This window comes from Streptomyces sp. NPDC001617 (assembly GCF_053596855.1).
Genome location: NZ_JBSFHA010000006.1, coordinates 100,662 through 126,230 on the forward strand (window position 1 = coordinate 100,662; position 25,569 = coordinate 126,230).

Sequence of the window (25,569 nt, forward strand, 5' to 3'; positions counted from 1 at the left end):
CGGCTCCTATTTCCGCATCACGGCGGGTTCGTGCCGGCGCAGCAGCCGGGAGACGACGTACCCGAAGAACGCCGACAGCACGATCAGCATGGCGATGTTGAACAGCCACACCCCGGCCGAGTGCTTGAACAGCGGGTCGCCGGTCAGGTCGCCCGGCACGATCCGGGCCAGTCCGACGGTGCCGGCCATCGCGCCGAGCGCCCACCGGGAGGGCACCAGCCAGGAGAGCTGTTCGAGGCCGGGCACGCCGTGGAGCTTCAACAGGGCGCCGCAGAAGACCACTTGGACGATGGCGAGCAGCACCAGCAGCGGCATCGTCACCTCCTCCTTGCGCACCGTCGCGGAGACCAGCAGACCGAGCATCATCGCGGTGAACGCCAACAGGGCGACGGCGACGGTGATCTCGACAAGGGGCGGCATCAACACACCTTCGCCGCCGGGTGCGTTGAGATCGACGCCGGCCAGTCCCACCAGGGTCAGCACCACGGCCTGCAGCACGGTGACCGTGCCCAGCACGACGACCTTCGACAACAGATACGCCGATCTGGACAGACCCACCGCGCGCTCCCGCTGGTAGATGCTGCGTTCCTTGACCAGCTCGCGCACGGCGTTGGCCGCCCCGGTCAGAACGCCGCCGACGCACAGGATCAGCAGCGCGTTCATCGCGGTCTCCTGGGTGAGCTTGCTGCCGGCCAGTGCGCGGGCCATGGCGCCCATCACGAACGGCAGGGCGATCATGATGGCGAGGAAGGTGCGGTCCGCTCCGAGGGCGGCGGTGTAGCGGCGAACCAGGGTGCCGAGCTGGGCGCCCCGGCTGCGCGGGCGGGCGGGCGGAGTGATGACCACCGGCCCGGAGCGAGGCACACGGGGCTGTGCGGTGGCCTCGGTGACGTAGTGCCGGTGGAACGGCGAGAGGTCGAAGTCGCCGGCCCAGTCGCGGTCCCGGTCGTGTTCGAAGGCCTCGAAGGCCTCCGGCCACTGCTCGAAACCGAAGAAGGCGAGGGCGTCGTCGGGCGGCCCGTAGTAGGCGACCTTGCCGCCGGGCGCGAGGACGAGGAGACGGTCGCACACGTCGAGGCTCAGGACGCTGTGGGTGACGACGATGACGGTACGGCCGTCGTCGGCGAGGCCGCGCAGCATGTGCATCACCGAGCGGTCCATGCCGGGGTCGAGGCCGGAGGTCGGCTCGTCCAGGAAGAGCAGGGACGGCTTGGTCAGCAGCTCCAGGGCGACGCTGACCCGCTTGCGCTGGCCGCCCGAGAGGCTGTGCACGGGCTGCTCGGCCCGCTGCTCCAGGCCCAGTTCACGGATGACCTCGTCGACCCGGGCCCGGCGCTCGGCCTTCACGGTGTCCTCGGGGAACCGCAGTTCGGCGGCGTAGGACAGGGCGCTGCGGACGGTGAGCTGGGCGTGCAGGATGTCGTCCTGCGGGACGAGGCCGATGCGCTGGCGCAGCTCGGCGTAGTCGCGGTAGAGGTCACGGCCGTCGTAGAGGACCGTGCCGTGGTCGGCGGGGCGCTGTCCCGTCAGGGCGTTCAGGAGGGTCGACTTGCCGGCGCCGCTCGGGCCGACGACCGCGAGCAGGCACTTCTCCCCCACCGGGAAGGACACGTGGTCGAGCAGCGTCTTGCGGCCGTGGTCGACGGCGACCGCGAGGTCCTGCACGTCCAGGGAGACCTCGCCGCTGTCGACGTACTCCTGCAACTCGTCACCGACCAGGCAGAACGCCGAGTGCCCGATGCCGACGATGTCGCCGGGGCCGAGGGGGGCGACGGTGACGGGGGCGCCGTCGAGAAACGTGCCGTTGTGGCTGCCGAGGTCGGCGATCTCGTACGTGCCGTCGGGCAGCGCGCGCAGTTCGGCGTGGTGGCGGGAGACGACGAGGTCGTCGATGACCAGGTCGTTGTCGGGGGCGCGGCCGATGCGGACGGTGCGTGTCGGCAGCGGGCGGACGGTGGTGGGCTGCCGGAAGGTGCCGGTCAGCCCCGGCATGGAGACCGCCGAGGGGCGCTCCGTGACCGGCGGCGGGCACTCCAGCAGTACGGCGCGCGGTCCGTCGGACGGACTGCCGAACCGGATCACGCTCCCCGGCCCCACGCCCCACTCGTGCACGCGGCGGCCGTCGGCGAAGGTGCCGTTGGTGCTGTTCTCGTCCTCGAGGGTCCAGTGGTCGGCATGGGGCCGCAGCACCGCGTGGTGCCAGGAGACCCGGGCGTCGTCGATGACGATGTCGCTGAGCGGGTCGCGTCCGACGTGGTAGTCGTGGCCCGGGCTCATCACCGTGGAGCCCGAGTCGGTCTCCAGGACGAGCTCGGGTGCCGTCGGCATGAACGACCGCTCCGCCATGCGACAGATTCTACCGATTCGTCCATATGTGCGCCCGACATGGCAAACCCGGCGGACGAGCCTCAGCCGACCGGCATCACGAGCGCCGGGGTGATCCGCTGCATACGCAGGGCATCGACGGACTCGGCCAGCAGCTCGTACTCGGTGGTCTCGTCACCGGTGGCGATCCGCACCAGCCGCCCGGCCGCCAACTCATCGGCCACCAGGTCCTGTTGAGTGACATCGGCACACCAGGAGCGCAGGATCGCGGGCACGTCGGGGACGGTATGGGCGACCGGGACGAGCGAGCTCGGGGGGAAGTACTCGGCCTCGGGCTGCGGATCGAGCCGGTCGGCGATCCAGTTGGCGCGCTCGCGCAGCCACCACAGCGCCAAGGCCAGGGTGGGGGCCCGATAGGTCCCCAGGGGTACACCGATACGCTGTCCGGCACAGACGCCGTACGCGGTGACATGACATAAGAACTCGTCGTGCACGTTTCGCTCCCCCGCTGCTCGCTCGCCTGTCGGCCTTCCTCGCTTTCCATGCGGCTCATCGCGGTACGTGACGGCACTCTCGCTCGCCGTGAAGTCCCTTGACTGTTGAGTATGTTCACTACTGAAACACTGTCACCACGACTTTCCGGCCAGTCTCCTGGCATATTCACAGGGGCTGTTGGCCGAAAAGTGGCGGGCGTCGTCATTACCCGAGGGGTAATCGACGGTCCGGCGTGGGGCGGGCATGGTGGTCGTACCGGGTCGCCGAGACGCGAATCCGGGCCCTGACCAGCAATGACACCTCGATGGAGGCTGATTTCCCATGTCCGCGAACACCGATCGTCACGAGACCGCCGTCGCCCGTTACTTCGAGGCCTGGAACGCGGCCGAGCCCGAGGAGCTGGCAAAGGCGGTCGCCGCCGCCTGGACCCCGGACGGCTCCTACACCGACCCGCTGACCGACGTCAGCGGCCACGAGGGCATCGTCGCGGTGATCGCGGCGGCCCACGAGCAGTTCCCGGGATTCTCCTTCCGGCCGACCGGTGCCGTGGACGGGCACCACGACACCGCCCGCTTCGCATGGGAACTGGTCAGCGAGGCGGACGGCTCGGCTCCGGTGGCCGGCTTCGATGTGATCACACTGGACGCGGACGGCCGTATCCGCACCGTGCTCGGCTTTCTGGACCGGGTGCCGGCCGGGGCCTGAACGCCGCCTCCACGATGAGTTTCTCCGCTCGCGGTGGTCTCTTGAGTAGGACGACCACCGTGAGCGGAGGACACATCATGGCCACGACCGGACAGCTCCACGAGGAGTTCACCGCCGTACTGCGCAAGAGTCCGAGCGTTGGCGGCTGGACCTATCTCGTCTGGCCGAAGAGCGTCGAGTTCTTCGGCACCCGCGGCCTCGTCAAGGTCCGCGGCACCATCGACGGACACCCCTTCCGCAGCTCCTTCATGGCCCTGGGCGACGGCACCCACAAGCTCCCCGTGAAGGCCGACATCCGCAAGGCCATCGGGAAGGGCGAGGGCGACACGGTGACCGTGCACCTGGAGGAGCGGCTCGGCTCCTAGCCGAGCACCGGGCCCACGAACGCGGCCACCGGCGTGTGGTGGGCGACCGGCCCGCAGCTGTCCGGCCCCGGCGCCTGGTCTACCGCGAGAACTGCGAGACCTGCGACGCAGCCCGCTGGTGTCGCCCGAGACCGGGGCCGCCCGGCACGAGACGGCGTACTGCTGGGCGCCGACCTCTCAGAGGCGGCGGTCCGCCTCCGAGAGGTCGGCGAGCGGCTTACGGCCTGACGATCGCGTCGATGCGGGCCAGTTCCTCGGCGTCGAAGTCCAGGTTGCGGGTGGTGGCGACGCTGTCCTCGATCTGCTGCGGGCTGCTCGCGCCGACCAGCGCGGAGGTCACCCGGCCGCCGCGCAGCACCCAGGCGAGGGCCAGCTGGGCGAGGGTCTGGCCACGGCCCTTGGCGATCTCGTCGAGGGCGCGCAGTCGGCCCACCAGATCCTCGGTGACCGCGTCCGAGTTCAGGAAGGGGCTGTCGCTCGCCGCCCGGGAGTCCTCGGGGATGCCGTCGAGGTAGCGGGAGGTGAGCAGGCCCTGCTCCAGTGGGGAGAAGACGATGGAGCCGACCTGGAGCTCGTCGAGCGCGTCCAGCAGGCCCTCGTCCTCGGGGCGGCGGTCGAGCATCGAGTAGCGCGGCTGGTGGATGAGGAGCGGGGTCCCCAGCTCGCCCAGGATGCGGGCGGCCTCGCGGGTCTGCTCCGCCGAGTAGTTGGAGATGCCCACGTAGAGCGCCTTGCCCTGCTGCACGGCCGAGTGCAGGGCGCCCATCGTCTCCTCCAGGGGAGTCTCCGGGTCGGGGCGGTGCGAGTAGAAGATGTCCACGTAGTCCAGGCCCATCCGCGTAAGGCTCTGGTCCAGCGAGGACAGCAGGTACTTGCGGGAGCCCCACTCGCCGTACGGGCCGGGCCACATGAGGTAGCCGGCCTTGGTGGAGATCACCAGCTCGTCGCGGTAGCGCGCGAAGTCGTCCTTGAGTGCCTCGCCGAAGGCCAGCTCGGCGGCGCCGGGCGGCGGGCCGTAGTTGTTGGCCAGGTCGAAGTGGGTGACGCCGAGGTCGAAGGCGCGGCGCAGGATGGCCCGCTGGGTCTCGACGGTCCGGTCCGCCGGGCCGAAGTTGTGCCACAGGCCGAGCGAGATCGCGGGGAGCTTCAGTCCGCTGCGTCCGGTGCGCCGGTAGGGCAGATCCGCGTAGCGGTCGGGGTGTGCGGTGTACAACGCGACTCCAGAGGGGTTGGCACACGGTTTCCGGTTCCGGAGAACCGGTACCCACTCTTTCGTGACCTGCGGGCAGTGGTCCAACAGGAGAATGCGATGAAACTCAGCGGATAGGCTTCTCAATCATGGAACTGCGCCATCTCCAGCACTTCGTCGCGGTCGCCGAGGACCAGCATTTCACCCGGGCCGCCGAACGGCTGATGGTGTCCCAGTCGGGCCTGTCGGCCTCGATCCGGGCGCTGGAGCGGGAACTGCAGACACCGCTGTTCGTGCGGACGACCCGCCGGGTGACCCTGACCGAGGCGGGGCGCGCGCTGCTGGGCGAGGCGGAGCGGATCCTGGCGCAGGTGCGGTCGGCCCATGAGGCGGTCGCGGCCGTGCAGGGGGTGCTGCGGGGCACGCTCTCGCTGGGGACCGAGCAGTGCATCGCGGGGGTGCATGTGGCACGGTTGCTCGCCGTGTTCCGGCACCGGCATCCGGACGTGGAGATCCGGCTGCGGCAGGCGGGTTCGGTCGAGCTCGCCGAGGAGGTCGCGGCGGGGCGTCTCGACCTGGCGTTCGCCTACCGGACCCAGGAGGACAGCGACCAGCTGCGCTCGGTGTCGCTGGCCGCCGAGCCGATGACGGTGCTGTGCCACCCCAGCCACCGGCTGGCCACCGGCGATGTGGCGGTCACTCCGGACGACCTCGGGGGCGAGGTGTTCGTCGACTTCCACCCGGACTGGGGCCCGCGCCGCACCACGGACGCCGCCTTCGCCGCCGCGGGCGTCCGGCGGACCGTCGCCCTGGAGGTCAACGACGTGCACAGCCTCCTGGACCTGGTGGACGAGAGCCTCGGCGTGGCCGTCGTACCGCGCCACTTCCGGCACAAGCGGGAGTCACTCGCCGCCCTGCCCGTGAAGGGCACCGACGAGACGGTCTACGAGACGGTGGCCCTGCTGCCGCCGCACCGCGCGACCAGTCCGGCTGCCCGCGCGCTGATGACACTTCTGGAGCAGGGGACGCACGACGAGCCCTGATGCGCGATGGTGGAGGGATGCATGCCAAGGACATCCTCATCGACGGGTACAACCGCATCCAGGAAGAAGTCCACGCCACCGTCGAGGGTCTCGGCCCCGACGCCCTCAACCACCGCCCCTCCCCCGACGCGAACTCCATCGCCTGGCTGGTCTGGCATCTCACCCGCGTCCAGGACGACCATGTCGCCGACGCCTTCGAGCTCGACCAGGTGTGGCTCACCCAGGACTGGGAGAAGCGGTTCGGGCTCGACCTGCCCCGCCGCGACACCGGATACGGCCACAGCCCCGCGAAGGTCGCCAGGGTGCGGGTCGGCTCCCCCGAGCTGCTGACCGGCTATTACGACGCCGTCCACGAGCAGAGCCTGGGGGTGCTGCGCGAGTTGGCCGCCAAGGACCTGGAGCGCATCGTCGACGATCGCTGGGACCCGCCGGTCAGCCTGGGCGTACGCCTGGTCAGCGTCCTGGCCGACGATCTCGAACACGTCGGCCAGGCCGCCTATCTGCGGGGGCTGGTTCAGAGCGCCGCTTCGTAGCCCGGCACGACGACGTCCTCGATGAGGGCCCTGCGCTCGTCGAAGGGGATGAACGCGCTCTTGAGGGCGTTCACCGTGACGGTGCGCAGGTCCTCGACCGTCCAGCCCGCCTCCTGCACCAGCAGGGACATCTCGCGGGTCATCGTCGTGCCCGACACCAGACGGTTGTCGGTGTTGAGGGTGACCCGGAAGCCGAGGTCCTTCAGGGCGGTGATGGGGTGCTCGGCGATCGAAGTCGCCGCGCCCGTCTGGAGGTTGGAGGTCGGACACATCTCCAGCGCGACACGGCGGTCGCGGACCCAGCCGGCGAGCCGGCCCAGCTTGCCGTCGACGATGTCGTCCGTGATGCGCACGCCGTGGCCGATGCGCTGGGCGCCGCACACCTGGAGAGCCTGGTGGATGCTGGGCAGACCGTGGGCCTCACCGGCGTGGATGGTGAACGGCACGCTCTCGCGGCGCAGGTGCTCGAACGCGTCGAGGTGGTCGGCGGGCGGGAAGCCGTCCTCGGCGCCGGCGATGTCGAAGCCGACGACGCCGGCGTCCCGGAAGGCGACGGCCAGGTCGGCGGCCTCGCGGACGCGGTCGAACATCCGCATCCCGCACAGCAGGGTGCCGACCCGGACCGGGGTGCCGGCCGCGGCCGCCTTGGCCATACCGGCGGCGAGGCCCTCCTGGACGGTCTCCACGACCTCGCTCAGCGCCAGACCACCGTTGGTGTTCAGCTCGGGGGCGTAGCGCACCTCGGCGTAGACGACACCGTCGGCGGCGAGGTCGAGGACGTACTCCTCGGCGGTGCGCAGCAGGCCCTCGCGGGTCTGCATCACGGCGAGGGTGTGCTCGAAGGTGGCTATGTAGCGCACCAGGTCGCCCGAGTTCGCGGCTTCGTAGTACCAGGCGGCCAGCTCGTCGGGGTCGGTGGTGGGCAGGGTGTGGCCGACCTCGGCCGCGAGCTCCACCACGGTGGCGGGGCGCAGGCCGCCGTCGAGGTGATCGTGCAGGACAGCCTTGGGCAGGCGGCGGAGGGCGTCGGCGTCTACGCGCGTAGCAGTCACGGTGGTTCTTTCCTTGGCGGGCGGTGAAGAGCTGGTGTGGTCGTCAGTCGGCGGGCTGGAGCAGGTCCCAGCGGTTGCCGTAGAGGTCCTGGAAGACGGCGACCGAGCCGTAGGACTCGTGGCGGGGTTCCTCCAGGAAGGTCACGCCGGCGGCGAGCATGTGGGCGTGATCGCGGGCGAAGTCGTCGGTGTGCAGGAAGAAGCCGACGCGTCCGCCGGCCTGGTCCCCGATCCGGCCGCGCTGGACCTCACCCTTGGCCCGGGCGAGCAGCAGGCCGGTGCCCTGCCCCTCCGCGCCCGGTTCGACGACGACCCAGCGGGAGCCGTCCGGGCGCGGGGCGTCCTCGACGAGGCGGAATCCGAGGGCCCCGGTGTAGAAGCGGATCGCCTCGTCATAGTCGTCGACGACGAGGGTGACCAGGGCGACGCGTCTCATCGTGGGCCTTTCGGAGCGGGCGATTGACGGGTGAGGTTATACGTAAAACTCCACGCACGCCAGTCCGCACTGTCGGTGCCGTTGTCCAGAGCGCAGTGGACCGTCTGCTGCGCGGCGACTACGCGGGCCGGACGGCCAGGCACGCCTTCGCCCCCACCTCGGTCGTGCTGCCCTGTGCCGCGGGCCTGCTGTACCGCCTGCTGTTGCCGCACCGCCTGTCGGGCGGGCTCGCCGAGGCCGCCGTCGCCGTGCCGCTCCCGGCCTCGCTCCTGCTGACGTACGTCCTCGCCGGCGGCGTCCTCGGCCCGTTCCTGGGCCACCCTCGCCCCGTGCTGCTGGTCGCCGCGCTCGCCGTCGCGGCGACCGTGTGCGGGCTCTCGTTCACCCTGGGCCGCCTCTCCACCCGCGTCCTGCGGCTGGACGCGCGGGCCGGTGCGTCCGTCACGCCGGCCTTCGGGATGAACAACAGCAGCGGCAGTGCGGCGCCCACTCACGACGCCGCAGCCCGACCGGCCGCAGGGCCTGCTGCCGGTGCCCTCGTACGGGTTGCCGCAGAACGCGGCGGCGGGAGCGGGTGGTGCGGGGGTTCGCCGACAGACCCTAAGCCTCCCGCCCGAGACCTCCGGCCCGAGGTGTGATGCCGCACGAGCCGGTAGCGTCCCCGCCATGAAGATCACCGAACCGCCGCGCGGTCCCGAGCAGCGCCGAGGCGACGTACTGGCCCGGTTCGAGCGGGAGTTGGACATCTGGGTGGCCACCGCGGACGCCGACGGGCTGCCGTGTCTGGTCGCGCTGTGGTTCGTCTGGGACGGTGCGGCCTTCTGGGTCTGCACCCGGCTCACCAATCCCACGGGCCGCAATCTGCGCGACGGCGGTCGCACCCGGCTCGCCTTCGCGGACACGCGGGACGTCGTACTGGTCGACGGCGAGGTGGAGACGTTCGTCCGCGAGGACGTGCCCGCCGCGGCGGCGGACGCGTTCGTGGCGAAGACCGGCTGGGATCCCCGCCGGGACAGCGCCTCGTACGCGTTCTTCCGGGTGCGCCCGCGGGCCGTACAGGCGTGGCGAGGCGAACACGAGCTGCCCGGACGGCATCTGATGAGGGAGGGAGTGTGGATGCGCTGAGCGCCCGGCGAAGGACCACCCGGCGGCCCTCTCAACCGGCCTGCCGGTGAAGGGCGTCGAGGCGGGCCAGCTCCTCCTCGCTCAGGCGGAGGGCGCCCGCCGCCACGTTCTCGGCGAGGTGGTCGCGGTTACCGGTGCCGGGGATGGCGAGGACGTGCGGACCTTGGTGCAGGGTCCAGGCGATGCGCACCTGGGCGGGGCTCGCGCCATGCGCTCGCGCGGTGGCGAGCACCTCCTCGTCGTGGGCCGAGGTCGCGCCGCGCTCTCCGGCGCTGCCCGCGACGGCGTAGAAGGGCACGAAGGCGATGCCCTGTTCGCCGCAGACGCGCAGGAGTTCGTCGGCGGCGGGATCGGGGCGGTCGAGCGCGTACCGGTTCTGTACGCACACCACGGGCGCGATGGCCTGCGCCTCGGCGAGGTGCCGGGGTTCGACGCCGGAGATGCCGAGGTGGCGGACCAGACCCGCCTCCCGCAGCTCGGCGAGAGCGCCGAAGTGCTCCGCGATCGAGTCCCAGCGCTGCTCCGACCTGCGCAGGTAGACCAGGTCGAGGTGGTCGCGGCCGAGCTGGCGCAGGTTCTCCTCGACGTGGCCGCGCAGTTGGTCCGGGCGGGCCCAGGTGGCCCACTCCCCCGAGTAGTCGCGCAGCGGACCCACCTTCGCGGCGATGACCAGGTCGTCCGTGTACGGCGCCAGCGCGCTGTTGATGAGCTCGTTGGCGGAGCGCAGGGAGGAGAAGTAGAAGGCGGCGGTGTCGATGTGGTTGACGCCGAGCTCAACCGCCTTGCGCAGCACGGCGATCGACCGGTCGCGTTCGCTCGGCGTGCCGTGGTGGAAGGCGGCGCTGCCCGTCAGCCGCATCGCGCCGAAGCCGATGCGGTTGACGGACAGGTCGCCGAGTTTCCAGGTGCCCGCGGCGTCCGCGGCGATCGTTTCAGAGGCCATCGGCGGAGTCTCGCACACCTGACGGGGCCGGTCAGCAGGAGAGGTTGGCGCCCGCCCCCACACCGAGTATCCGGGTGAACCGCTGGTAGGCGTCCACCCGGCTCTGCACCTGCGCCGGGTTCTTGCCGTCGCACTCCAGCGAGCCGTTGATGCTGCGGATGGTCTGGCCGAAGCCGGCGCTGTTGACCATGGCGTTGTGTGGGGTCATGGTGCCGGGACCGGTCCGGGTGTTCCAGTACCCGGCCGCATACCCGGCCGGGCCCTTCGCGTCTGCTACGTCGCCGCAGCCCCCTCCGCGACGTCAGCTGAGCGGCTTCTCCAGGATCGCCTTGCGGTGGCTGAACGTCTCGATCGAGTAGCGGCCGTGGTAGCTGCCCATGCCGCTCTCCCCCACGCCGCCGAACGGCAGGTCGGAGACGGTGAGATGGGCGAGCGGCAGCCCGTGGCCGAGGCCGCCGGAGGAGGTCTCGGCGGCGATGCGACCGCGCGTCTCCTCGGACTCGGAGAAGACGTACAGCGCGAGGGGCTTGTCGCGGTCGTTGATGAAGTCGATCGCCTCGTCCAGGCCGGGCACGGTGACGAGGGGCAGGATCGGGCCGAAGATCTCCTCCTGCATGACGGGCGACTTGGGGTCGACGTCGGCCAGGACGGTCGGCGCGATGTACTTCGTCGCACGGTCGCGGTCACCGCCGACGACCGCGCGCCCCGAGTCGAGCAACCCCGAGAGCCGGTCGAAGTGGCGCTCGTTGACGATCCGGCCGTACTCGCCGGAGGCCGACGGATCGGCGCCGTACAGGGCCTCGACGGCGCGCACGAACAGGGGCTCCAGGGCGGCGGCCGTCTCCGGGTCGGTCAGGACGTAGTCGGGTGCGACGCAGGTCTGCCCGGCGTTGAGGAACTTGCCGCGGGCCAGTCGGTCGGCGACGACGGCGAGGTCGGTGTCGCGGTCCACGAACGCCGGGGACTTGCCGCCGAGTTCGAGGGTGACCGGGGTGAGGTGCTCGGCGGCGGCGCGCATGACGATGCGGCCGACGGTGCCGTTGCCGGTGTAGAAGATGTGGTCGAAGCGCTCGGCGAGCAGCGCCGTGGTCTCCGGGATGCCGCCCTCGACGACGGCGACCGCGTCGGTGTCGAGGTGAGCGGGCAGCAGCCGGGCCAGCGCGGCGGAGGTGGCCGGGGCCAGCTCGCTGGGCTTGACGACCACCGCGTTGCCCGCGGCGAGCGCGCCGACCAGCGGGGCGAGCAGGAGTTGGGCGGGGTAGTTCCAGGGGGCGATGACGAGGACGACGCCGAGCGGGTCGTACTGCGTCCAGGCGCTCGCGTCGGCGCCGAGATGGGCCGGGACCGGGGCGGGCTCGGGGCGCAGCCAGTCGGCGAGGTGGTCGAGGGTGTGGTCTATCTCGCGGATCGTGAAGTCGATCTCGACGCGGTGGGCCTCGGTGGCGCTCTTGCCGAGGTCGGCGTGGAGAGCGGCGGCCAGCTCGGTGCCGTTCTCGGTGAGCATCTCGCGCAGTCGGCGCAGCTGGGCGGTGCGCCACTCGACCGGCTTGGTGCGGCCGGTGCGGAAGGTGGCGCGCAGCCGGGCGACGACGTCGGCGGGCTGCTCGGGGGTGGGCTGGTTCACGGTGCCTCGCTGCAGGTGCGGTGCGGGCCCTGCGGGCTCGCGGATGCGGTCTCGACTGTCAGGTGTATATGCCAACCTTTCATACACCAAAATAAATTCCGGCGCCTTGGCACCTACTTTCCGCTACAGGTCCGTCACCTGCGCACGAGTTCCCGGAGACGGCGCTCCAGATAGGCCCGCTCGGCCGGGCTCTCCGTGTGGGCGATGGCCGCCTCGTACGCCCGTACCGCCTCCGTGTTGCGGCCGAGACGGCGCAACAGGTCGGCGCGGACCGCGTGGAAGACGTGGTAGTCGTCCAGCTCCAGGGCGTCGACGAGGTCGAGGGCGGATGCCGGTCCCTCGGTCTCGGCCACGGCGACCGCCCGGTTCAGGGCCACGACCGGGCTCGGGGCGAGGGCCATGAGCTGGTCGTACAGCTGCCGGATCTGCCCCCAGTCGGTGGCGTCCGCGCTCGGCGCGTCGCTGTGCACGGCCTGGATGGCGGCCTGGATCTGGTACGGCCCCGGTTGGTTCCGGCGCAGGCACCGCCGTACGAGCGACTGTCCCTCGGCGATCAGCTCGCGGTCCCAGCGGTCGCGGTCCTGCTCGGGGAGCGGCACCAGGTCGCCCTGCTCGTCCAGACGGGCGTCCTGGCGTGAGTCGACGAGCAGCATCAGCGCGAGCAGGCCGGTGGCCTCGGGCTCGTCCGGCATCAGCTCCGTGAGGAGGCGGCCGAGGCGCAGGGCTTCGGCGCACAGCTCGGGTGTGCCGCCGTAGCCCTCGTTGAAGATCAGGTAGACGACGGCGAGGACGCCCCCCAGCCGGTCCGGGAGGTCGGCGTCGCGAGGCACGCGGTACGGGATCCGGGCGTCGCGGATCTTGGCCTTGGCGCGGACGAGGCGTTGGGCCATCGTCGGCTCGGGGACGAGGAAGGCGCGGGCGATCTGCGGCGTGGTGAGCCCGCCGAGCAACCGCAGGGTCAGGGCGACCTGGGACTGGGGGGCGAGCGCGGGGTGGCAGCAGGTGAAGATCAGGCGGAGCCGGTCGTCGCGCACGGGGCCCTCCTCGGCCGGTGCGTCGGGAGTGTGCAGCAGGGCGGCCTCGGCGTGTCGTGCGTCCCGCTTCGCCTCCCGGCGCAGCCGGTCGACGGCCCGGTTGCGTGCCGTGGTGATGATCCAGCCGGCCGGGCTGGGCGGCACGCCGGTGTCCGGCCAGCGCTGGACGGCCGTGGCGAAGGCGTCCTGGACCGCTTCCTCGGCGAGGTCGATGTCGCCGAGGAAGCGGACGAGGACGGCGACGGCGCGGCCGTACTCCGCGCGGAAGACGGCCTCGACGTCGACGGGCCGCGGTGTCACTCCTCGGCCTGGTGCATGAACGGCCGCACCTCGATGGGGAGGGTGGTGGCCCGAGTGGCCTTCCTGCCCCACTCCAGGGCCGCGTCCAGGTCGGGGGCCTTGATCAGACAGATCCCGCCCAGGAACTCCTTGCCCTCGGCGTATGGCCCGTCCGTGATCAGCACGTCCCCGCCCTTCGGCCGCAGCACGGTGGCCGTCTCCGGGCCGTGCAGGCCGCCGGCGAAGACCCAGGCGCCGGCCTCGCGCAGCTCGGCGTGGAAGGTGTCGAGGTTGCGGACGATCTCCCCCATGGCCTCGGGTCCGGGTGGTGTTCCGTCGGTCGGGGTGATCACGCTGAGCAGGTAGTACTGCATGACGTCCTCCTTGGCGTCGTCTCGTTCTCTCACCTCCTACACGAACGGCACACCCCTCGATCGACACCGCGCACGAACGGATCGGGAGAATCATCTCCATGACCACCGAGACCGCCGAGACCGCCGGGTCATCCGCACCGCACCCGCTCGTCGCCACCGCCCACTCCCTCGCCGACGGCCTCCTCGTACCGTGCGCGGCGCGGGTCGACCAGGAGGGCGTGCCTGCGAGCCATATCGAGGCGATCAAGCGGTCCGGGCTGCTCGGAGTGAGCGCGCCCCAGGAGTACGGCGGTGCCGGCGCCCCCGACGCGGCGGCACGGGAGATCATGGAGATCCTGGCCGGGGCCTGCTGCTCGACCTGGTTCGTGCAGACCCAGCACCACACACCGGTGCGCATGCTGGCCAAGACCGACCTGCCGGTGCGGGAGCGGCTGCTGCGACCGCTGGCGACCGGCGAGCTGCTGGCCGGCATCGCGTTCGCGCACGTCCGCGCCTTCCCACGGGTGCCGGTGCGGGCGACGGCCGAGCGGAACGGCTGGCGCTTCGACGGCACGGTGCCCTGGTACACGGGCTGGGGCCTCAACGACGTGATGCTGCTGGCCGGAGTCACCGACGCCGACGAGGTGGTGTTCGCGTTCACCGAGGCCCGGGAGCAGCCGGGCCTGCGCCCGTCGCCGCCGATGCGGCTGGCGGCCCTGACCGCGTCCCGGACGGTGTCCCTGGACCTGGACGGCCTGCGGCTGCCCGACGAGTCGGTGGTCCTGCGCACCCCGCAGGAGGAGTTCGCCCTGGTCGACCGGCCCCGCAACACCAACGCCTCCCCCGCCGTCTTCGGGGTGGCGTACGCGGCCCTGCGGCTGCTGGAAGAGGCCGGCGAGCCGGGGACGGCCCGGGCGCTGCGCGACCGGACCGACGACGTACGGCGCCAGGTGTACGCCCTCTCCGACCACCCCGTACCGCACGAGCGGATCGAGGAGCGGCTGGCGCTCAAGACCCACGCCTTCGACCTGATGCGCGCGGCGACGACGGCGGCCGTCGTGGCCCACGGCGGCCGGGCCATGGATCTCGGCAACGCGGCCCAACGCCTCGCCCGCGAGGGCATGTTCCTGCTCGTGCAGGGCCAGACGACCGAGGTGCGCCGGGCCCACCTCGACGCACTCGCGGAGATCTGAGGCTCGCCCGGCTGTTCATCGGACGTTCAATCAGGGGTCAGTTTCGCCCGCTCCCAGTGAGCAGAATCGCCTCATGGCGACCGCACAGGCAACCGACAACAAACTTCCCGGCGAGCTGAAGGACGTCCCCGGCTGGTTCCCGCCGCTGGACCAGGTCCTGTTCACCTGGCTCCTCGACCGGCAGGAGACCAGCGGCTTCAAGGGCGACCTGCTGGAACTCGGCGCGTACATGGGCAAGAGCGCGATCCTGCTGGGTCGGCACCGGCAGGACGGCGAGGAGTTCACGGTCTGCGACCTCTTCGGCGGTGAGGCTCCGGACGGGGCCAACCGGGCCGAGACCGCGAAGTCGTACTCCTCCCTCACCCGGCAGGCCTTCGAGCGCAACTACCTCTCCTTCCACGACGCCCTGCCCCGGGTCCTGGAGGCCCCCACCTCCGTGATCCCACAGGAGGTGGCCTCGGGCAGCTGCCGCTTCGTCCATATCGACGCCTCGCACCTGTACGAGCACGTCCGCGACGACATAGGCGCGGCCCGCGACCTCCTCGTCCCCGACGGCATCGTCGTCCTCGACGACTTCCGCTCCGAGCACACCCCGGGCGTCTCGGTCGCCACCTGGGAGGCCGTCCTCAACCGCGGCCTGCGCCCGATCTGCCTCACCACCCAGAAGCTCTACGGCACCTGGAGCGACCCGGAGACGGTCCAGGAGGAGCTGCTGGAGATGCTCAGGGCCCGCACGGACGTGGGCCTGAGTGTCCAGGAGGCAGCGGGCCACCGTCTGATCCGCGCCCGAGCCCACAAGGGCATGCAGGCCCCGCCTTTCCCCCGTTCCCGCCACTACGAGGAGCCGAAGCCCCAAGCGCCTTCAGCACCGGCGCCGGCCCCCACTCCGACACCCAGGCCCCGACGCCCCCGCTCCCGAGCCCGCCGCATCGGCGTGGACCTCCTGCCCCCGATCGTCACGAGGGCGGTCCGCCGAGCCCGCACAAACCGTTCTTGAAAGCCGGCAGTTGAGCAACTCCCTTAGGGGCGCGGGGAACTGCGCGACCAGCCACGACGGCGCCGCACCCGCCACACGACAGACCGCGGCACCCCCGTAGGCGAACTCAACTCGCGAACGGAACCTGCGCAGAGGGCGCGACCCGCTCACCGACCGGATGCTGCCACACCCCCTCCGCGGCCAGCCGCGGCAGCACCCCCTCCCCGAACCAGTACGCCTCCTCCAGGTGCGGGTACCCGGAGAGCACGAACTCGTCGATCCCGAGGGCGTGATACTCCTTGATCCGCTCGGCGACCTCCGCGTGGCTGCCGACGAGCGCGGTACCCGCACCACCCCGCACCAGCCCGATGCCGGCCCAGAGGTTGGGATGGATCTCCAAGCCGTCACGGTTGCCGCCCCCGTGCAGCGCCAGCATCCGCTGCTGCCCGGCCGACTCACTCCGCGCGAGCCCGGCCTGCACGGACTTCACGGTCTCCGGATCGAACCCGTCCAGCAGCCGGTTGGCCTCGGCCCAGGCCTGCTCGGAGGTGTCCCGGGTGATGACATGCAACCGAATCCCGAACCGCGGGCTGCGCCCCTCCTTGGCCGCGAGCCCCCGGATCCAGGCGATCTTCTCGGCGACCTGAGCCGGCGGCTCGCCCCACGTCAGGTACGAGTCCACGTATCTGGCGGCGACCTCACCGGCGACCGGCGACGACCCACCGAAGTACACCTCGGGAACCGGGTCCGGCACCCGCGCCAGCTTCGCGTCCTCGACCTGCAGGTACTCGCCCCGCAGATCGACGGTCTTGCCCTCCCACAGCCCTCGTACGATCTCCAGGAATTCACCGGTGCGCCGGTACCTGGCGTCCTTGTCCAGGAAGTCGCCGTAGGCCCGCTGCTCATGGCTCTCGCCACCGGTGACGACATTGAGCAGCAACCGTCCGCCGCTCTGCCGCTGGAAGGTGGACGCCATCTGTGCGGCGAGCGTCGGCGAGACGAAGCCGGGCCGGAAGGCGACCAGGAACTTCAGGCGCTCGGTGTTCTGGCTGACCATGGCGGTGGTCAGCCACGCGTCCTCGCACCAGGCACCGGTCGGGGTGAGCGCGCCGACGAAGCCGAGGTCCTCGGCGGCCTTGGCGATCTGGCTCAGATAGGCGACCGTCGGCGGCCGGTCCCGTCCGGAGGCCGTGGCGGGCGTGCCATGGCCGCCGCCGACCACATGGCGGCTGTCGCCGTTGGTGGGGAGGAACCAGTGGAAGGTGAGGGACACGGGAGGTCTCCGATCAGGCAGGTGTGGGGGAACACGTCATCGGCGTTCTCCTTCAGAGCAGGCCGTGACGGGGTGGCCGGGTGCCATTCAGCACATACCGGCCGATGTGCTGGATCTTCCAGCGGGTCGGGTCGTGCAGGGTGTGGGTGCGCGCGTCTCGCCAATGCCGGTGCAGATTGAGGGAGTTGAGGGCGGAGCGGGTGCCGGACACCTCGAAGAGCGCACCCGCCACCTCGACAGCGGCCTGCGCGGCCCGCACCTTCGCCGCGGCGACCGCGATGGACGCCTCGGCCGCCGTGTCGTCGGTGAGATCGGCGCGGGCCACGTCGACGGCGCGAGCCGCGTCGCGGAGCAGCGCCTCCGACGCCCGTACCTGGAGGGCGAGTTCACCGAACCGCTGGATCAGCAGCGGGTCCTCCGCGGCGGTCTCGGCCCCGCTCTCGAACCACGGCCGGCTCTTCGTCCGCACGAACCGAACCGCTTCTTCGAGCGCTCCCCCGGCTATCCCGGCATCGATCGCCGCGTGCAGCAACTGCGCGACGGCGCCGTGAAGTTGAGGCCCCTGGAAGGTGAGGTGGTGCGGAAACACCCGGTCGGCGGGCACCTCGACGCCCTCCAGGCGGACGGTGCCACTGGCGGTCGTACGCTGCCCCATGCCGTCCCAGTCGTCGACCACCGTCAGGCCGGCGGCGTCACGGGGGACGTAGGCGACATGGAGGTTGTCCTCCTCGGCGCGGGCCGCCACGGGGATCCAGTCGGCGAACAGCGCGCCGGTGGAGTAGTGCTTGACGCCGGTGAGCAGGTACGAGCCGTCGGCCTGCGGCTCCAGCCGGGTGCGGATGTCCTGGACGTGCTTGGTGCCCGCCTCGGACTGGGCGTTCCCCAAGCGGCGCCCCGCCAGCAGCTCCGCGAAGAAGAACTTCCGCTGCTCCTCGGTTCCCTGACGGCTGATCACATTCACGTAGGCGAAGTGGCTCTGCGGGATCTGGGCGAGGCTGCCGTCGGCCGAGGCGAGCAGCCGGAAGATCTCCGCGAGGGTCGTCGCGGTGACGTCCGCGCCGCCGTGCTCGGCGGGGACGGTGACGGCGAGCAGTCCGGAGGCGGAGAGCCGGTCCAACTCCTCGCGGGGAAGCCTGCGTTCGGCGTCCCGCGTGGCGGCACCGGCCCGGAACTCCTCGGCCAGCGCTGCCGCGACGGCCAGGGCCTCGGCGTCGTCGGCGATGATGTGGGCGGCCATGGCGCTCAGCTCGCCGCCGCCAGGAGCGGGGTGCGGCCCAGGGCCGTCGAGAACCGGTCGACCACCTGGCCGAGCGCCTCGGTGGCGCCCGGCGCGACCGTCAGCGAGCCGTCCTCATGCACGGTGATGTCCTTGTCGAGCGTGAACCAGCCCTGCACGACATGGGCCGCGCCCATGGAGCTGAGGACCGGGCGCAGGGCGTAGTCGATGGCCAGCACATGCGCGGTGGAGCCGCCGGTGGCCAGCGGGAGCACGGTCTTCCCGGTCAGGGCGTACTGCGGGAGCAGGTCGAGCAACGCCTTGAGGACACCGGAGTACGAGGCCTTGTAGACGGGCGTGCCGACCACGACTCCGTCGACCTGCGCGAACAGCTCGGTGGCCGCGACGATCGCGGGGTGTTTGAAGTCCGCGCCGAGCAGGGCCTCAGCCGGAAGGGTGCGCACGTCGAGCGGGATCACCTGATGCCCCTGTGCGATCAGCCGCTGGTCCAGGTGGCGCAGCAGGCGGTTGGTGCGGGAGGAGGCGGAGGGGCTGCCGGAGACGGACAGGACGGTGGCCATGGGTCCTCTTTCGGGGATGCGTCCTCTGTCGAGGAGGCGGGGCGCCCGCGCGCGGCGGGCGCCCCCGGGGAAGCGGTCAGGAGTACCAGGTGGGTTCGGGCAGTTCGCCCTCGAGGACCCAACGGCCGACCTCGCGCCGCTTGTAGGCGACGGGGTCGTGCAGGGTGTGGGTGCGGACGTTGCGCCAGAACCGGTCGAGTCCCTCGCCGGTGGCGGTGGAGCGGGCGCCGGTGACCTCGAAGATCTTGCCCGCGATCTCCAGGGCGACGTCGGTGGCGCGGGCCTTGACCGCCGCGACCCGGACCTCGAAGGCGCCGCGGGCCTCCGGGGTGACCGCGTCCGGGTCGTCGTGCAGCTTCTGGCCCTCTTCGGCGACGGCGTCGGCGAGGGCCTCGGCCGCCCAGAGCTTGGCGGTGAGGTCGCCGTAGATGTCGATGACATACGGCTCGTCGACCGCGCGCTCGTGACCGCCGTGCAGCCAGGACCGTGCCCTGGTGCGGGTGTAGGTGGCCGCGGTCTCCAGGGCTCCGCCCGCGATGCCCAGGTAGAAGTTGACGAAGACCAGTTGGATGGTGGGGACGTTGAGGGTGTTGTAGACGCGCGGCTGGAAGACCTTGTCGACGTAGCCGGCCGCCGACGACCACGGGGTGCGCACCCCGTCGAGGGTGACACCGCCGCTCTCGGTGAGGCGCTGGCCGATGTTGTCCCAGTCGTCGTGGAAGGTCAGGCCCTCGCTGTCGGAGGGCACGATCGCGAAGACGTGCTGGTCAGTGCCCTCCAGGACGCCTTCGAGGACGGTGACGTCGGAGACCTTGCTGCCGGTGGAGAAGGACTTGCGGCCGGTGAAGACCAGGTCGTCGCCGTCCTCGGTGACGACCACGTCCTTGTCGCGGGGGTTGACGGCCCCGCCGAAGAACCACCGGTTGCGGCCGGCCTCGGCCTCCACCTGCTCCCACTGCTCGCGGGTGCCGACCAGACGGGCGGCCCAGAACCACAGGTAGTGGTAGCCGAGGAGCTGGCCGATCGAGCCGTCGGCCTTGGCGACCTCGCGGACGACTTGGTAGGCGGTGGGCCAGTCCTGGCCTGCGCCGCCGTGCTCCGTGGGACCGAGCAGGGTGACCAGGCCGGCGTCCTTGAGGAGCCGGACCTCGGCGTACGGGGTGGCGCCGGCGCGGTCGCGCTCGGCGGCGTCGGTGGCGAGGACCGCGGCGACCTCGGCGGCACGGGCGATCCAGTCCTGCGCGGTCTGCGGGGCGGGGCGGGTGGTCCAGTCGGTGGGCGTGGCGGTGCTCATGTCGTACGGCCTCCTTCGTGGTGCGGGCGCTCAGGCGTGGACGGGGACGGACTCGGGCTCTGTGTCCGGGAGTCGGGCCTCCAGTTCACGGACGAGCGGGAGCACACGCTTGCCGAAGTACTCGACCTCCTCGTGGTAGTGGAGGAAGCCGAGGAGCAGGAGGTCGACGCCGAGCTTCTTGTAGGCGACGATGCGCTCCGCGATCTGTTCCGGGGTGCCGATGAGCCCCGTACGGAAGCCGTCGTTGTACTGGACCAGGTCCTCGAACGAGGAGTCCTGCCACATGCCCTTTTTGTCACCCGTCGACTGCCCGGCCTGCTTCACCGCGGCCCCGAAGCCCTCGACGGCCTCGGTGTCGGCCTTGGCGACGATCTCACGGAGCGTCTCGCGGGCCTCGGCTTCGGTGTCACGGGCGATGAGGAAGCCGTTGAGGCCGAACTTGGGTGCCGTACGGCCGACTTCCGCGGCGGACTTGCGGACGTCGTCGATCTGCTCGATGACTCCGTCGAAGTCCTTGCCGTTGGAGAAGTACCAGTCGGAGACCCGCCCGGCCATGGCGCGCGCGGCGGTGGAGTTGCCGCCCTGGAAGATCTCCGGGTGGGGGCGCTCGGGGGTGTTCAGGGGCTTGGGCTTGAGGGAGAAGTCGCGCAACCGGTAGAAGTCACCGGCGAGTTCGGTGTGGTCCTCGGTCCAGATCTGGCGCAGGGCGCGGATGAACTCCTCGGAGCGGCGGTAGCGCTCGTCGTGCTCCAGCCAGGGCTCGCCGAGGGCGGTGAACTCGCCCTTGAACCAACCGGACACGACGTTCACCGCGAAGCGGCCGTTCGAGAGATGGTCGGCGGTGGCGCCGAGCTTGGCGAGGACGCCGGGGTGCCACAGGCCCGGGTGGACGGCGGCGATGACCTTCAGGCGCTGGGTGGCCAGGAGGAGGGCGAGGCTGAAGCTGGTGGACTCGTGCTGGTACTCGGCGCCGTAGCTGGCCATGTAGCGGACCTGGCTGAGGGCGTAGTCGAAGCCGTTGTTCTCGGCGAGGACGGCGAGGTCGCGGTTGTACTCGTATCCCCAGTCGGTGCGCTGCTCGATCTTGCTGGTGACGAGTCCCCCGCTGACGTTGGGAACCCAGTAGGCGAATTTCAGGGGCGCTGCGGACATGCGGAACTCCTGTTGCGGAATCTTTTTGGGCACGCCGAATTCACAGGGTGCGCGGCCGCGTTCAAGTGGTGTGCGGAAGCGGGGAATTCAGGCTGAGAAAAGGGAAAACGCGGCGGATCGCGGAGAGTTGATCAGGCCGCGGGGCAACAGGAGGCGCTGGAGACGCGCGCGAGGTCGACATGGCGTCGCCGCGTGAGGTCCAGTCGCATCTTCATGCCCTCGATCGTGGCAGCCGTCAGGGAGAAGCGTCAAGGAAGACCCGACCGGTCTCGTATCGCGGACCATTGAATTTCACGAACGTGTGACAGGGAAACCCTTGAACCCCGTGGAAAATCCGACGCATTCTGCTGATCGTGCGGACAGAACAACTGGAATACATCGCGGCCGTGACCCGGCTCGGCTCGCTGCGCCGGGCCGCGGAGGAACTGCGCCTGTCCCAGCCCGCGTTGAGCGAGACCGTGCGCAATCTGGAGCGGGAGCTGGGCGTCGACCTCCTGGAGCGCAAGCGGTCCGGGGCGACGATGAGCGCGGAGGGCCGGGAGCTGCTGCCGCACATCATCAATGTGCTGGACGCGGTGGACCGGCTGCGCTCGGCGGCGGGAGAGAAGCACCGCATCAGCCGTATGGTGCGCGTCGGCACGGTGAACGCGGCGACCGTCCCGCTGCTCATTCCGGTGGTCCGCGACTTCCGCACCGCGCACCCGCTCACCCAGGTCGAGGTGGTCGCCGCGCAGCAGACGGAGATTCACCGGGCCCTGTCGGAGGGCGGTTTCGACCTCGGTCTGGTCAACCATCTGGACGGCGACGACCTGCCGGCCGGCTTCGAGTCCACGGAACTGCTGCGCGGACGGCCGGTGGTGTGCGTACGCCCCGACAGCCCGCTCGCCGCGCTGACCGCCGTGACGGTGGACGACCTGCTGTCCCAGCCCGTCATCGCGATGCGCACCGGATACGTCATGCACCGCTACGTCCACCGCCTGCTGCGTGGCCGCGACGCCGCGTTCTCGTACTCCACGGACGGCGCCGAGATGGGCAAGCTGATGGTCGCCGAGGGGCTCGGGGCAACGGTACTCCCGGACTTCAGCGTCATCGGGGACCCGTTGGAGCGGCAGGGCACGATCACCTGCCGGCCGATCGCGGACGCCGAGTCGACCCGGGTGCTGCTGATGCTCCGGCGGCGCAGGGCCGAGTCGGTGCCGCGGGCGGCGCAGGACCTCTACGAGGTGTTCCTGCGCAGGGCGCGCGAGCTGGGCGGCACGCTGCCGTGAGGCCGGCCCGGTCAGTCGTCGTCGCCCGCCGGGACCACCACGAGAAAGGCGTCCGACTTCAGGTCCATGATCACTGTCGCGGGCTGTCCTTCGGCGCGGCGCTTGGCCGCGTACTCCTCCGCCGGCCACGATCCGCGCGGAGCTCCCGCAGGAAACCGCTCCAACACCTTCGCACCCATCGCGGCAGACACCTCCGGTTCCGGTTCCCACAACGACCTGTCCTGTTCACCTGCCCGCGATCGCCGCGGACATGTGTGCCCGGCCGGACCTGGTCGCGACCGAGTGTCGAGCAGCGCCCGCGCCGTGCGAAGGGCCCAGGATCGGCTCATGAACGTCTCCGTGGCCCTGTTCACATCCGACCTGCGCCTGCACGACCATCCAGCACTGCGGGCCGCTAGCGGGTCCCATGAGGTGGTCCCCCTGTTCGTTCGCGACCAGGGCGTGACGGACGCGGGTTTCGCCGTGCCCAACCGGCTGGCCTTCCTCGCCGACTGTCTGCGTGACCTCGACGCGGGCCTGCGCGAACGCGGCGGCCGGCTCGTGGTCCGCTCCGGCGACGTCGTCGACCAGGTGTGCGAGGTGGCCGCGGAGACCGGCGCCGACGAGGTGCACATGGCGGCCGACGTGAGCGCGTACGCGCAGTCGCGCGAGCGCCGGCTGCGGCGCGCGCTGGAGGCCGAGGGGCGCCGCCTGCACGTCCACGACACGGTGACGACGGCCGTCGCACCGGGTGCGGTGACGCCAGCCTCCTCGGACCACTTCGCGGTCTTCACGCCGTACTTCCGGCACTGGTGCGGGCAGCGGCTGCGCACCCCGCTGGCAGCGCCACGCACCGTGAGAGTTCCGGAGGGCGTCGGTTGCGAGGACCTGCCCTCCCGCACCGGCCTCACCGGCCTGTCGCCGGGTCTGGTGGCCGGCGGGGAGGCGGAGGGCCGCAGACGCCTGGCCTCCTGGCTGCGCGGCGGCATCACCTCGTACGAGGACCGCCACGACGACCTGGCGGGCGACGCCACCTCCCGGCTCTCCCCGCACCTGCACTTCGGCACGCTCTCCCCCGTCGAACTCGTCCACCGGGCGCGCAAGGTGGGCGGGCCGGGCGCCGAGGCGTTCGTACGGCAGCTCGCCTGGCGGGACTTCCACCGGCAGGTCCTGGCCGCCCGGCCGGCGGCCGCCACCGCCGACTACCGTACGAGACACGACAGTTGGCGCACCGACAACGAGGCACGTAAGGACATCGAGGCATGGCGGGACGGCCGTACCGGCTATCCGCTGATCGACGCGGCGATGCGCCAACTGCGCCACGAGGGCTGGATGCACAACCGGGGGCGGCTGCTGACCGCGAGCTTCCTGACCAAGACCCTCTACGTCGACTGGCGCGTCGGCGCCCGGCACTTCCTCGACCTCCTGGTCGACGGCGACGTCGCCGACAACCAGCTCAACTGGCAGTGGACGGCGGGCACCGGCACCGACACGCGCCCCAACCGGGTGCTCAACCCCGTGACACAGGCGAAGCGGTACGACCCCGACGGCATGTACGTACGGCGCTGGGTGCCCGAACTCGGCGGGATCGAGGGGCCCGCGGTGCACGAGCCCTGGAAGCTCGCGGGGCTCGACCGGGCCGCCCTCGGCGACTACCCGGACCCGATCGTCGACCTCTCCGACGGCCTCGCCCGCTTCCAACGCGCCCGAGGGCGCTACTGAGCTGCCCGCTCGCCCATCGACCCCTCTGACCTCTACACATAAAGGCGAAATAAGCGCAGAATGTACCCACGCGGCGCTTACCGCACACCGCACGGACGCGGTCGGGCCTGCGAGTCGAAGGAGACGAGTCATGGCGAACGTCTCGCCCACCAGAGGTGACATAACGAGCCACCCTGATGTTTCCGAGATGCGGGCACGCTACGCCCGTATGCTCGGCGGTCGCGATGTGGCGCTCGTGGACGGACCGGTGTTCCTGCTCGGTCTGTACTGCGCCGCATCCCCGTGGATACTCCACTACACGACAAGCCAGCCCCCGCTGGTGACGCACAACCTGATCGTCGGTATCGCGATCGGTCTGCTGGCTCTCGGGTTCACCCGGGCTCCCGAGCGCATGTACGGCCTCAGCTGGGCCTTCTGCGCGATAGGCGTCTGGATGATCATCGCGCCCTGGGTCGTGGGCAGCAGCCCCGACGCCGGAGTCGCGCTGAACAACATCATCATCGGCGCCCTGGCCGTGATCCTGGGCGCGATGTGCGCCGGTACGGCAGCGAGGAGCGCCCCGACGCCGTAGGAACTCCCTGCGAAAGGAACACACCCCGGCCGGTCCACGCGCGCGTGGACCGGCCGTTCGCCGTCATCGCCCGGGGACCAGCCAGGGTGACTGCGGCAGCGGGCTGCCGGTCTCCAGGAGCGACTTGAGGTTGGACAGCACCGCCGGCCAGCCGCCCGAGACGTCGTGCAGGGCGCCCTCGTCCCAGAGGTCCTCGTGGGTGACGGTGAGACGGACGATGTCCTCGTGCGGGGTGATCTCGAAGGTGACCTTGGAGTATGTGTCCTCCTGCCCTTCCTTCGCCGGATCGACCCAGGTGGTGACCAGGCGGGTCGGGCGCTCGCTCTCCACCACGGTGCCGACGACGTCGGCGATGCCGGAGCCGTCCGTGCGGACGTGCTCCCAGCGTGAGCCCTGCCGCCAGTCCGAGACATTGCTGTGGCCCCAGTAGGCGGCGGTCAGGTCCGCGTCCGTGAGGGCGTCCCAGACCTTCTCGGGGGTGCTGCTGATGTAGGTGACGTACACGAAGGTGGGCTTGTCGGTCATGGCTTCCTCGGCTCGTCGTCTCACGGCGCTCAGCGCGCTCAGGCGCGGGCGCTCGAACTTGTCGATCCACCGCTCCTGAATCTCGTGGAGCGGTACCGGATTGAGGTAGTGCAGCTTCTCCCGCCCCCGCCGCACCGTGGCGACCAGGTTGGCGGCCTCCAGGACGGCCAGATGCTGGGTCACCGACTGGCGCGTCATCTCGATGCGCGCGCACAGCTCGCCCAGCGTCTGCCCGTTGTGCTCGTGCAGCCGGTCGAGCAGCCGTCTGCGCGTCTCGTCGGCCAGCGCCTTGAAGACCTTGTCCATCCCGGATTCGCT

The 25,569-nt window shown here is 71.0% G+C and carries 28 protein-coding genes and 1 pseudogene; 11 read left to right on the forward strand and 18 right to left on the reverse strand.

The genetic code is table 11. The annotated features are described in order from the left end of the window. Window positions 1–6: 6 nt before the first annotated feature. Both ACWC09_RS07025 and ACWC09_RS07030 read right to left on the reverse strand, forming a co-directional pair. A complete protein-coding gene (locus tag ACWC09_RS07025; protein ID WP_450849309.1) occupies window positions 7–2,346 on the reverse strand; it encodes an FHA domain-containing protein in 2,340 nt (779 codons plus the stop codon). Window positions 2,347–2,408: 62 nt separating this feature from the next. Next, window positions 2,409–2,819 (reverse strand): hypothetical protein, encoded by a 411-nt coding sequence (locus ACWC09_RS07030; RefSeq protein ID WP_450849311.1) that lies wholly within the window; start codon window positions 2,817–2,819, stop codon window positions 2,409–2,411. A 322-nt stretch (window positions 2,820–3,141) separates the two neighbouring features. Between ACWC09_RS07030 and ACWC09_RS07035 the strand changes: the two genes are divergently transcribed. Together ACWC09_RS07035 and ACWC09_RS07040 are read left to right on the forward strand one after the other, a co-directional pair. Beyond that, window positions 3,142–3,525, forward strand: coding sequence for a nuclear transport factor 2 family protein (locus ACWC09_RS07035; RefSeq protein ID WP_450849313.1), 384 nt, complete (start codon window positions 3,142–3,144; stop codon window positions 3,523–3,525). A 77-nt stretch (window positions 3,526–3,602) separates the two neighbouring features. Beyond that, complete coding sequence (locus ACWC09_RS07040) at window positions 3,603–3,890, forward strand: DUF1905 domain-containing protein (protein ID WP_450849315.1); 288 nt, start codon at window positions 3,603–3,605, stop codon at window positions 3,888–3,890. A 217-nt stretch (window positions 3,891–4,107) separates the two neighbouring features. Here the strand turns inward: ACWC09_RS07040 and mgrA are convergent, their stop codons facing one another. After that, a complete protein-coding gene (gene mgrA / locus ACWC09_RS07045) occupies window positions 4,108–5,103 on the reverse strand; it encodes an L-glyceraldehyde 3-phosphate reductase (protein ID WP_450849317.1) in 996 nt (331 codons plus the stop codon). Window positions 5,104–5,228: 125 nt separating this feature from the next. Between mgrA and ACWC09_RS07050 the strand changes: the two genes are divergently transcribed. Together ACWC09_RS07050 and ACWC09_RS07055 are read left to right on the forward strand one after the other, a co-directional pair. Then, window positions 5,229–6,122 carry a LysR family transcriptional regulator gene (locus ACWC09_RS07050; RefSeq protein ID WP_450849319.1) on the forward strand — a complete coding sequence of 298 codons (894 nt, stop codon included), beginning with the start codon at window positions 5,229–5,231 and terminating at the stop codon, window positions 6,120–6,122. 17 nt (window positions 6,123–6,139) lie between these two features. Further along, the gene (locus ACWC09_RS07055; RefSeq protein ID WP_450849320.1) at window positions 6,140–6,655 is read left to right on the forward strand and encodes a mycothiol transferase; all 516 of its coding nucleotides are present in this window, start codon (window positions 6,140–6,142) and stop codon (window positions 6,653–6,655) included. On the opposite strand, the gene ACWC09_RS07060 is transcribed toward ACWC09_RS07055, so the two are convergent. Further along, entirely contained in the window at window positions 6,637–7,707 is a 1,071-nt protein-coding gene (locus ACWC09_RS07060; protein WP_450849322.1) for an adenosine deaminase, read from the reverse strand. The genes ACWC09_RS07055 and ACWC09_RS07060 overlap by 19 nt on opposite strands. Before the next feature lie 43 nt (window positions 7,708–7,750). Beyond that, window positions 7,751–8,143 carry a VOC family protein gene (locus ACWC09_RS07065; RefSeq protein WP_450849324.1) on the reverse strand — a complete coding sequence of 131 codons (393 nt, stop codon included), beginning with the start codon at window positions 8,141–8,143 and terminating at the stop codon, window positions 7,751–7,753. A gap of 95 nt (window positions 8,144–8,238) precedes the next feature. On the opposite strand from ACWC09_RS07065, the gene ACWC09_RS07070 reads away from it, so the two are divergent. Further along, window positions 8,239–8,781 (forward strand): hypothetical protein, encoded by a 543-nt coding sequence (locus ACWC09_RS07070; RefSeq protein WP_450849326.1) that lies wholly within the window; start codon window positions 8,239–8,241, stop codon window positions 8,779–8,781. Between the two features lie 28 nt (window positions 8,782–8,809). After that, on the forward strand, window positions 8,810–9,268 hold the full coding sequence (locus ACWC09_RS07075; protein ID WP_450849327.1) for a pyridoxamine 5'-phosphate oxidase family protein: 459 nt from the start codon (window positions 8,810–8,812) through the stop codon (window positions 9,266–9,268). Window positions 9,269–9,299: 31 nt separating this feature from the next. Here ACWC09_RS07075 and ACWC09_RS07080 read toward each other — a convergent pair whose 3' ends face one another. The 5 genes and pseudogenes from ACWC09_RS07080 to ACWC09_RS07100 form a co-directional block, all read right to left on the reverse strand. Further along, window positions 9,300–10,211, reverse strand: coding sequence for an aldo/keto reductase (locus ACWC09_RS07080; RefSeq protein ID WP_450849329.1), 912 nt, complete (start codon window positions 10,209–10,211; stop codon window positions 9,300–9,302). 31 nt (window positions 10,212–10,242) lie between these two features. Beyond that, window positions 10,243–10,449, reverse strand: a pseudogene (locus ACWC09_RS07085) (chitinase); the annotation flags it as partial. Window positions 10,450–10,512: 63 nt separating this feature from the next. Then, complete coding sequence (locus ACWC09_RS07090) at window positions 10,513–11,850, reverse strand: aldehyde dehydrogenase family protein (RefSeq protein ID WP_450849565.1); 1,338 nt, start codon at window positions 11,848–11,850, stop codon at window positions 10,513–10,515. Window positions 11,851–11,969: 119 nt separating this feature from the next. Beyond that, a complete protein-coding gene (locus ACWC09_RS07095; RefSeq protein ID WP_450849331.1) occupies window positions 11,970–13,169 on the reverse strand; it encodes an RNA polymerase sigma factor in 1,200 nt (399 codons plus the stop codon). After that, complete coding sequence (locus tag ACWC09_RS07100; RefSeq protein WP_450849567.1) at window positions 13,166–13,522, reverse strand: YciI family protein; 357 nt, start codon at window positions 13,520–13,522, stop codon at window positions 13,166–13,168. The genes ACWC09_RS07095 and ACWC09_RS07100 overlap by 4 nt, the downstream gene beginning before the upstream one ends. Before the next feature lie 98 nt (window positions 13,523–13,620). Here ACWC09_RS07100 and ACWC09_RS07105 point away from each other — a divergent pair, with 98 nt between their 5' ends. After that, window positions 13,621–14,694 (forward strand): acyl-CoA dehydrogenase family protein, encoded by a 1,074-nt coding sequence (locus ACWC09_RS07105; protein ID WP_450849333.1) that lies wholly within the window; start codon window positions 13,621–13,623, stop codon window positions 14,692–14,694. Window positions 14,695–14,767: 73 nt separating this feature from the next. Next, entirely contained in the window at window positions 14,768–15,691 is a 924-nt protein-coding gene (locus tag ACWC09_RS07110) for a class I SAM-dependent methyltransferase (protein WP_450849335.1), read from the forward strand. A 106-nt stretch (window positions 15,692–15,797) separates the two neighbouring features. Here ACWC09_RS07110 and ACWC09_RS07115 read toward each other — a convergent pair whose 3' ends face one another. The 6 genes from ACWC09_RS07115 to ACWC09_RS07140 form a co-directional block, all read right to left on the reverse strand. Then, window positions 15,798–16,943: an LLM class flavin-dependent oxidoreductase gene (locus tag ACWC09_RS07115; protein WP_450849337.1), complete on the reverse strand. Its 1,146-nt coding sequence runs from the start codon at window positions 16,941–16,943 to the stop codon at window positions 15,798–15,800. A gap of 52 nt (window positions 16,944–16,995) precedes the next feature. Then, on the reverse strand, window positions 16,996–18,180 hold the full coding sequence (locus tag ACWC09_RS07120) for an SfnB family sulfur acquisition oxidoreductase (RefSeq protein ID WP_450849339.1): 1,185 nt from the start codon (window positions 18,178–18,180) through the stop codon (window positions 16,996–16,998). A 5-nt stretch (window positions 18,181–18,185) separates the two neighbouring features. Next, window positions 18,186–18,740, reverse strand: a complete 555-nt coding sequence (ssuE, locus tag ACWC09_RS07125) for an NADPH-dependent FMN reductase (RefSeq protein ID WP_450849341.1) — start codon at window positions 18,738–18,740, stop codon at window positions 18,186–18,188. 76 nt (window positions 18,741–18,816) lie between these two features. Further along, window positions 18,817–20,034 carry an acyl-CoA dehydrogenase family protein gene (locus tag ACWC09_RS07130; protein ID WP_450849342.1) on the reverse strand — a complete coding sequence of 406 codons (1,218 nt, stop codon included), beginning with the start codon at window positions 20,032–20,034 and terminating at the stop codon, window positions 18,817–18,819. A 30-nt stretch (window positions 20,035–20,064) separates the two neighbouring features. Continuing rightward, window positions 20,065–21,186: a dimethylsulfone monooxygenase SfnG gene (sfnG, locus tag ACWC09_RS07135; RefSeq protein ID WP_450849344.1), complete on the reverse strand. Its 1,122-nt coding sequence runs from the start codon at window positions 21,184–21,186 to the stop codon at window positions 20,065–20,067. Window positions 21,187–21,317: 131 nt separating this feature from the next. After that, the gene (locus ACWC09_RS07140; RefSeq protein ID WP_356352894.1) at window positions 21,318–21,401 is read right to left on the reverse strand and encodes a putative leader peptide; all 84 of its coding nucleotides are present in this window, start codon (window positions 21,399–21,401) and stop codon (window positions 21,318–21,320) included. Between the two features lie 138 nt (window positions 21,402–21,539). Between ACWC09_RS07140 and ACWC09_RS07145 the strand changes: the two genes are divergently transcribed. Further along, the gene (locus tag ACWC09_RS07145; protein WP_450849346.1) at window positions 21,540–22,454 is read left to right on the forward strand and encodes a LysR family transcriptional regulator; all 915 of its coding nucleotides are present in this window, start codon (window positions 21,540–21,542) and stop codon (window positions 22,452–22,454) included. Window positions 22,455–22,465: 11 nt separating this feature from the next. On the opposite strand, the gene ACWC09_RS07150 is transcribed toward ACWC09_RS07145, so the two are convergent. Further along, window positions 22,466–22,633 carry a hypothetical protein gene (locus ACWC09_RS07150; RefSeq protein ID WP_450849348.1) on the reverse strand — a complete coding sequence of 56 codons (168 nt, stop codon included), beginning with the start codon at window positions 22,631–22,633 and terminating at the stop codon, window positions 22,466–22,468. A 148-nt stretch (window positions 22,634–22,781) separates the two neighbouring features. On the opposite strand from ACWC09_RS07150, the gene ACWC09_RS07155 reads away from it, so the two are divergent. Then, window positions 22,782–24,155 carry a cryptochrome/photolyase family protein gene (locus ACWC09_RS07155; protein WP_450849350.1) on the forward strand — a complete coding sequence of 458 codons (1,374 nt, stop codon included), beginning with the start codon at window positions 22,782–22,784 and terminating at the stop codon, window positions 24,153–24,155. 130 nt (window positions 24,156–24,285) lie between these two features. Continuing rightward, the gene (locus tag ACWC09_RS07160; protein WP_450849352.1) at window positions 24,286–24,726 is read left to right on the forward strand and encodes an SPW repeat protein; all 441 of its coding nucleotides are present in this window, start codon (window positions 24,286–24,288) and stop codon (window positions 24,724–24,726) included. 63 nt (window positions 24,727–24,789) lie between these two features. Here the strand turns inward: ACWC09_RS07160 and ACWC09_RS07165 are convergent, their stop codons facing one another. Then, window positions 24,790–25,557, reverse strand: coding sequence for an ArsR/SmtB family transcription factor (locus tag ACWC09_RS07165; RefSeq protein WP_450849569.1), 768 nt, complete (start codon window positions 25,555–25,557; stop codon window positions 24,790–24,792). Between the last annotated feature and the right edge of the window lie 12 nt (window positions 25,558–25,569).

What these genes read in the sequence shown, in the direction of transcription:
- ACWC09_RS07025 (WP_450849309.1), bottom strand. Translation starts at nt 2,346, where the DNA reads ATGGCGGAGCGGTCGTTCATGCCGACGGCACCCGAGCTCGTCCTGGAG.
- ACWC09_RS07035 (WP_450849313.1), top strand. Translation starts at nt 3,142, where the DNA reads ATGTCCGCGAACACCGATCGTCACGAGACCGCCGTCGCCCGTTACTTC.
- ACWC09_RS07040 (WP_450849315.1), top strand. Translation starts at nt 3,603, where the DNA reads ATGGCCACGACCGGACAGCTCCACGAGGAGTTCACCGCCGTACTGCGC.
- ACWC09_RS07050 (WP_450849319.1), top strand. Translation starts at nt 5,229, where the DNA reads ATGGAACTGCGCCATCTCCAGCACTTCGTCGCGGTCGCCGAGGACCAG.
- ACWC09_RS07055 (WP_450849320.1), top strand. Translation starts at nt 6,140, where the DNA reads ATGCATGCCAAGGACATCCTCATCGACGGGTACAACCGCATCCAGGAA.
- ACWC09_RS07065 (WP_450849324.1), bottom strand. Translation starts at nt 8,143, where the DNA reads ATGAGACGCGTCGCCCTGGTCACCCTCGTCGTCGACGACTATGACGAG.
- ACWC09_RS07075 (WP_450849327.1), top strand. Translation starts at nt 8,810, where the DNA reads ATGAAGATCACCGAACCGCCGCGCGGTCCCGAGCAGCGCCGAGGCGAC.
- ACWC09_RS07080 (WP_450849329.1), bottom strand. Translation starts at nt 10,211, where the DNA reads ATGGCCTCTGAAACGATCGCCGCGGACGCCGCGGGCACCTGGAAACTC.
- ACWC09_RS07100 (WP_450849567.1), bottom strand. Translation starts at nt 13,522, where the DNA reads ATGCAGTACTACCTGCTCAGCGTGATCACCCCGACCGACGGAACACCA.
- ACWC09_RS07105 (WP_450849333.1), top strand. Translation starts at nt 13,621, where the DNA reads ATGACCACCGAGACCGCCGAGACCGCCGGGTCATCCGCACCGCACCCG.
- ACWC09_RS07110 (WP_450849335.1), top strand. Translation starts at nt 14,768, where the DNA reads ATGGCGACCGCACAGGCAACCGACAACAAACTTCCCGGCGAGCTGAAG.
- ACWC09_RS07120 (WP_450849339.1), bottom strand. Translation starts at nt 18,180, where the DNA reads ATGGCCGCCCACATCATCGCCGACGACGCCGAGGCCCTGGCCGTCGCG.
- ssuE (WP_450849341.1), bottom strand. Translation starts at nt 18,740, where the DNA reads ATGGCCACCGTCCTGTCCGTCTCCGGCAGCCCCTCCGCCTCCTCCCGC.
- ACWC09_RS07130 (WP_450849342.1), bottom strand. Translation starts at nt 20,034, where the DNA reads ATGAGCACCGCCACGCCCACCGACTGGACCACCCGCCCCGCCCCGCAG.
- sfnG (WP_450849344.1), bottom strand. Translation starts at nt 21,186, where the DNA reads ATGTCCGCAGCGCCCCTGAAATTCGCCTACTGGGTTCCCAACGTCAGC.
- ACWC09_RS07140 (WP_356352894.1), bottom strand. Translation starts at nt 21,401, where the DNA reads ATGAAGATGCGACTGGACCTCACGCGGCGACGCCATGTCGACCTCGCG.
- ACWC09_RS07150 (WP_450849348.1), bottom strand. Translation starts at nt 22,633, where the DNA reads ATGGGTGCGAAGGTGTTGGAGCGGTTTCCTGCGGGAGCTCCGCGCGGA.
- ACWC09_RS07155 (WP_450849350.1), top strand. Translation starts at nt 22,782, where the DNA reads ATGAACGTCTCCGTGGCCCTGTTCACATCCGACCTGCGCCTGCACGAC.
- ACWC09_RS07160 (WP_450849352.1), top strand. Translation starts at nt 24,286, where the DNA reads ATGGCGAACGTCTCGCCCACCAGAGGTGACATAACGAGCCACCCTGAT.
- ACWC09_RS07165 (WP_450849569.1), bottom strand. Translation starts at nt 25,557, where the DNA reads ATGGACAAGGTCTTCAAGGCGCTGGCCGACGAGACGCGCAGACGGCTG.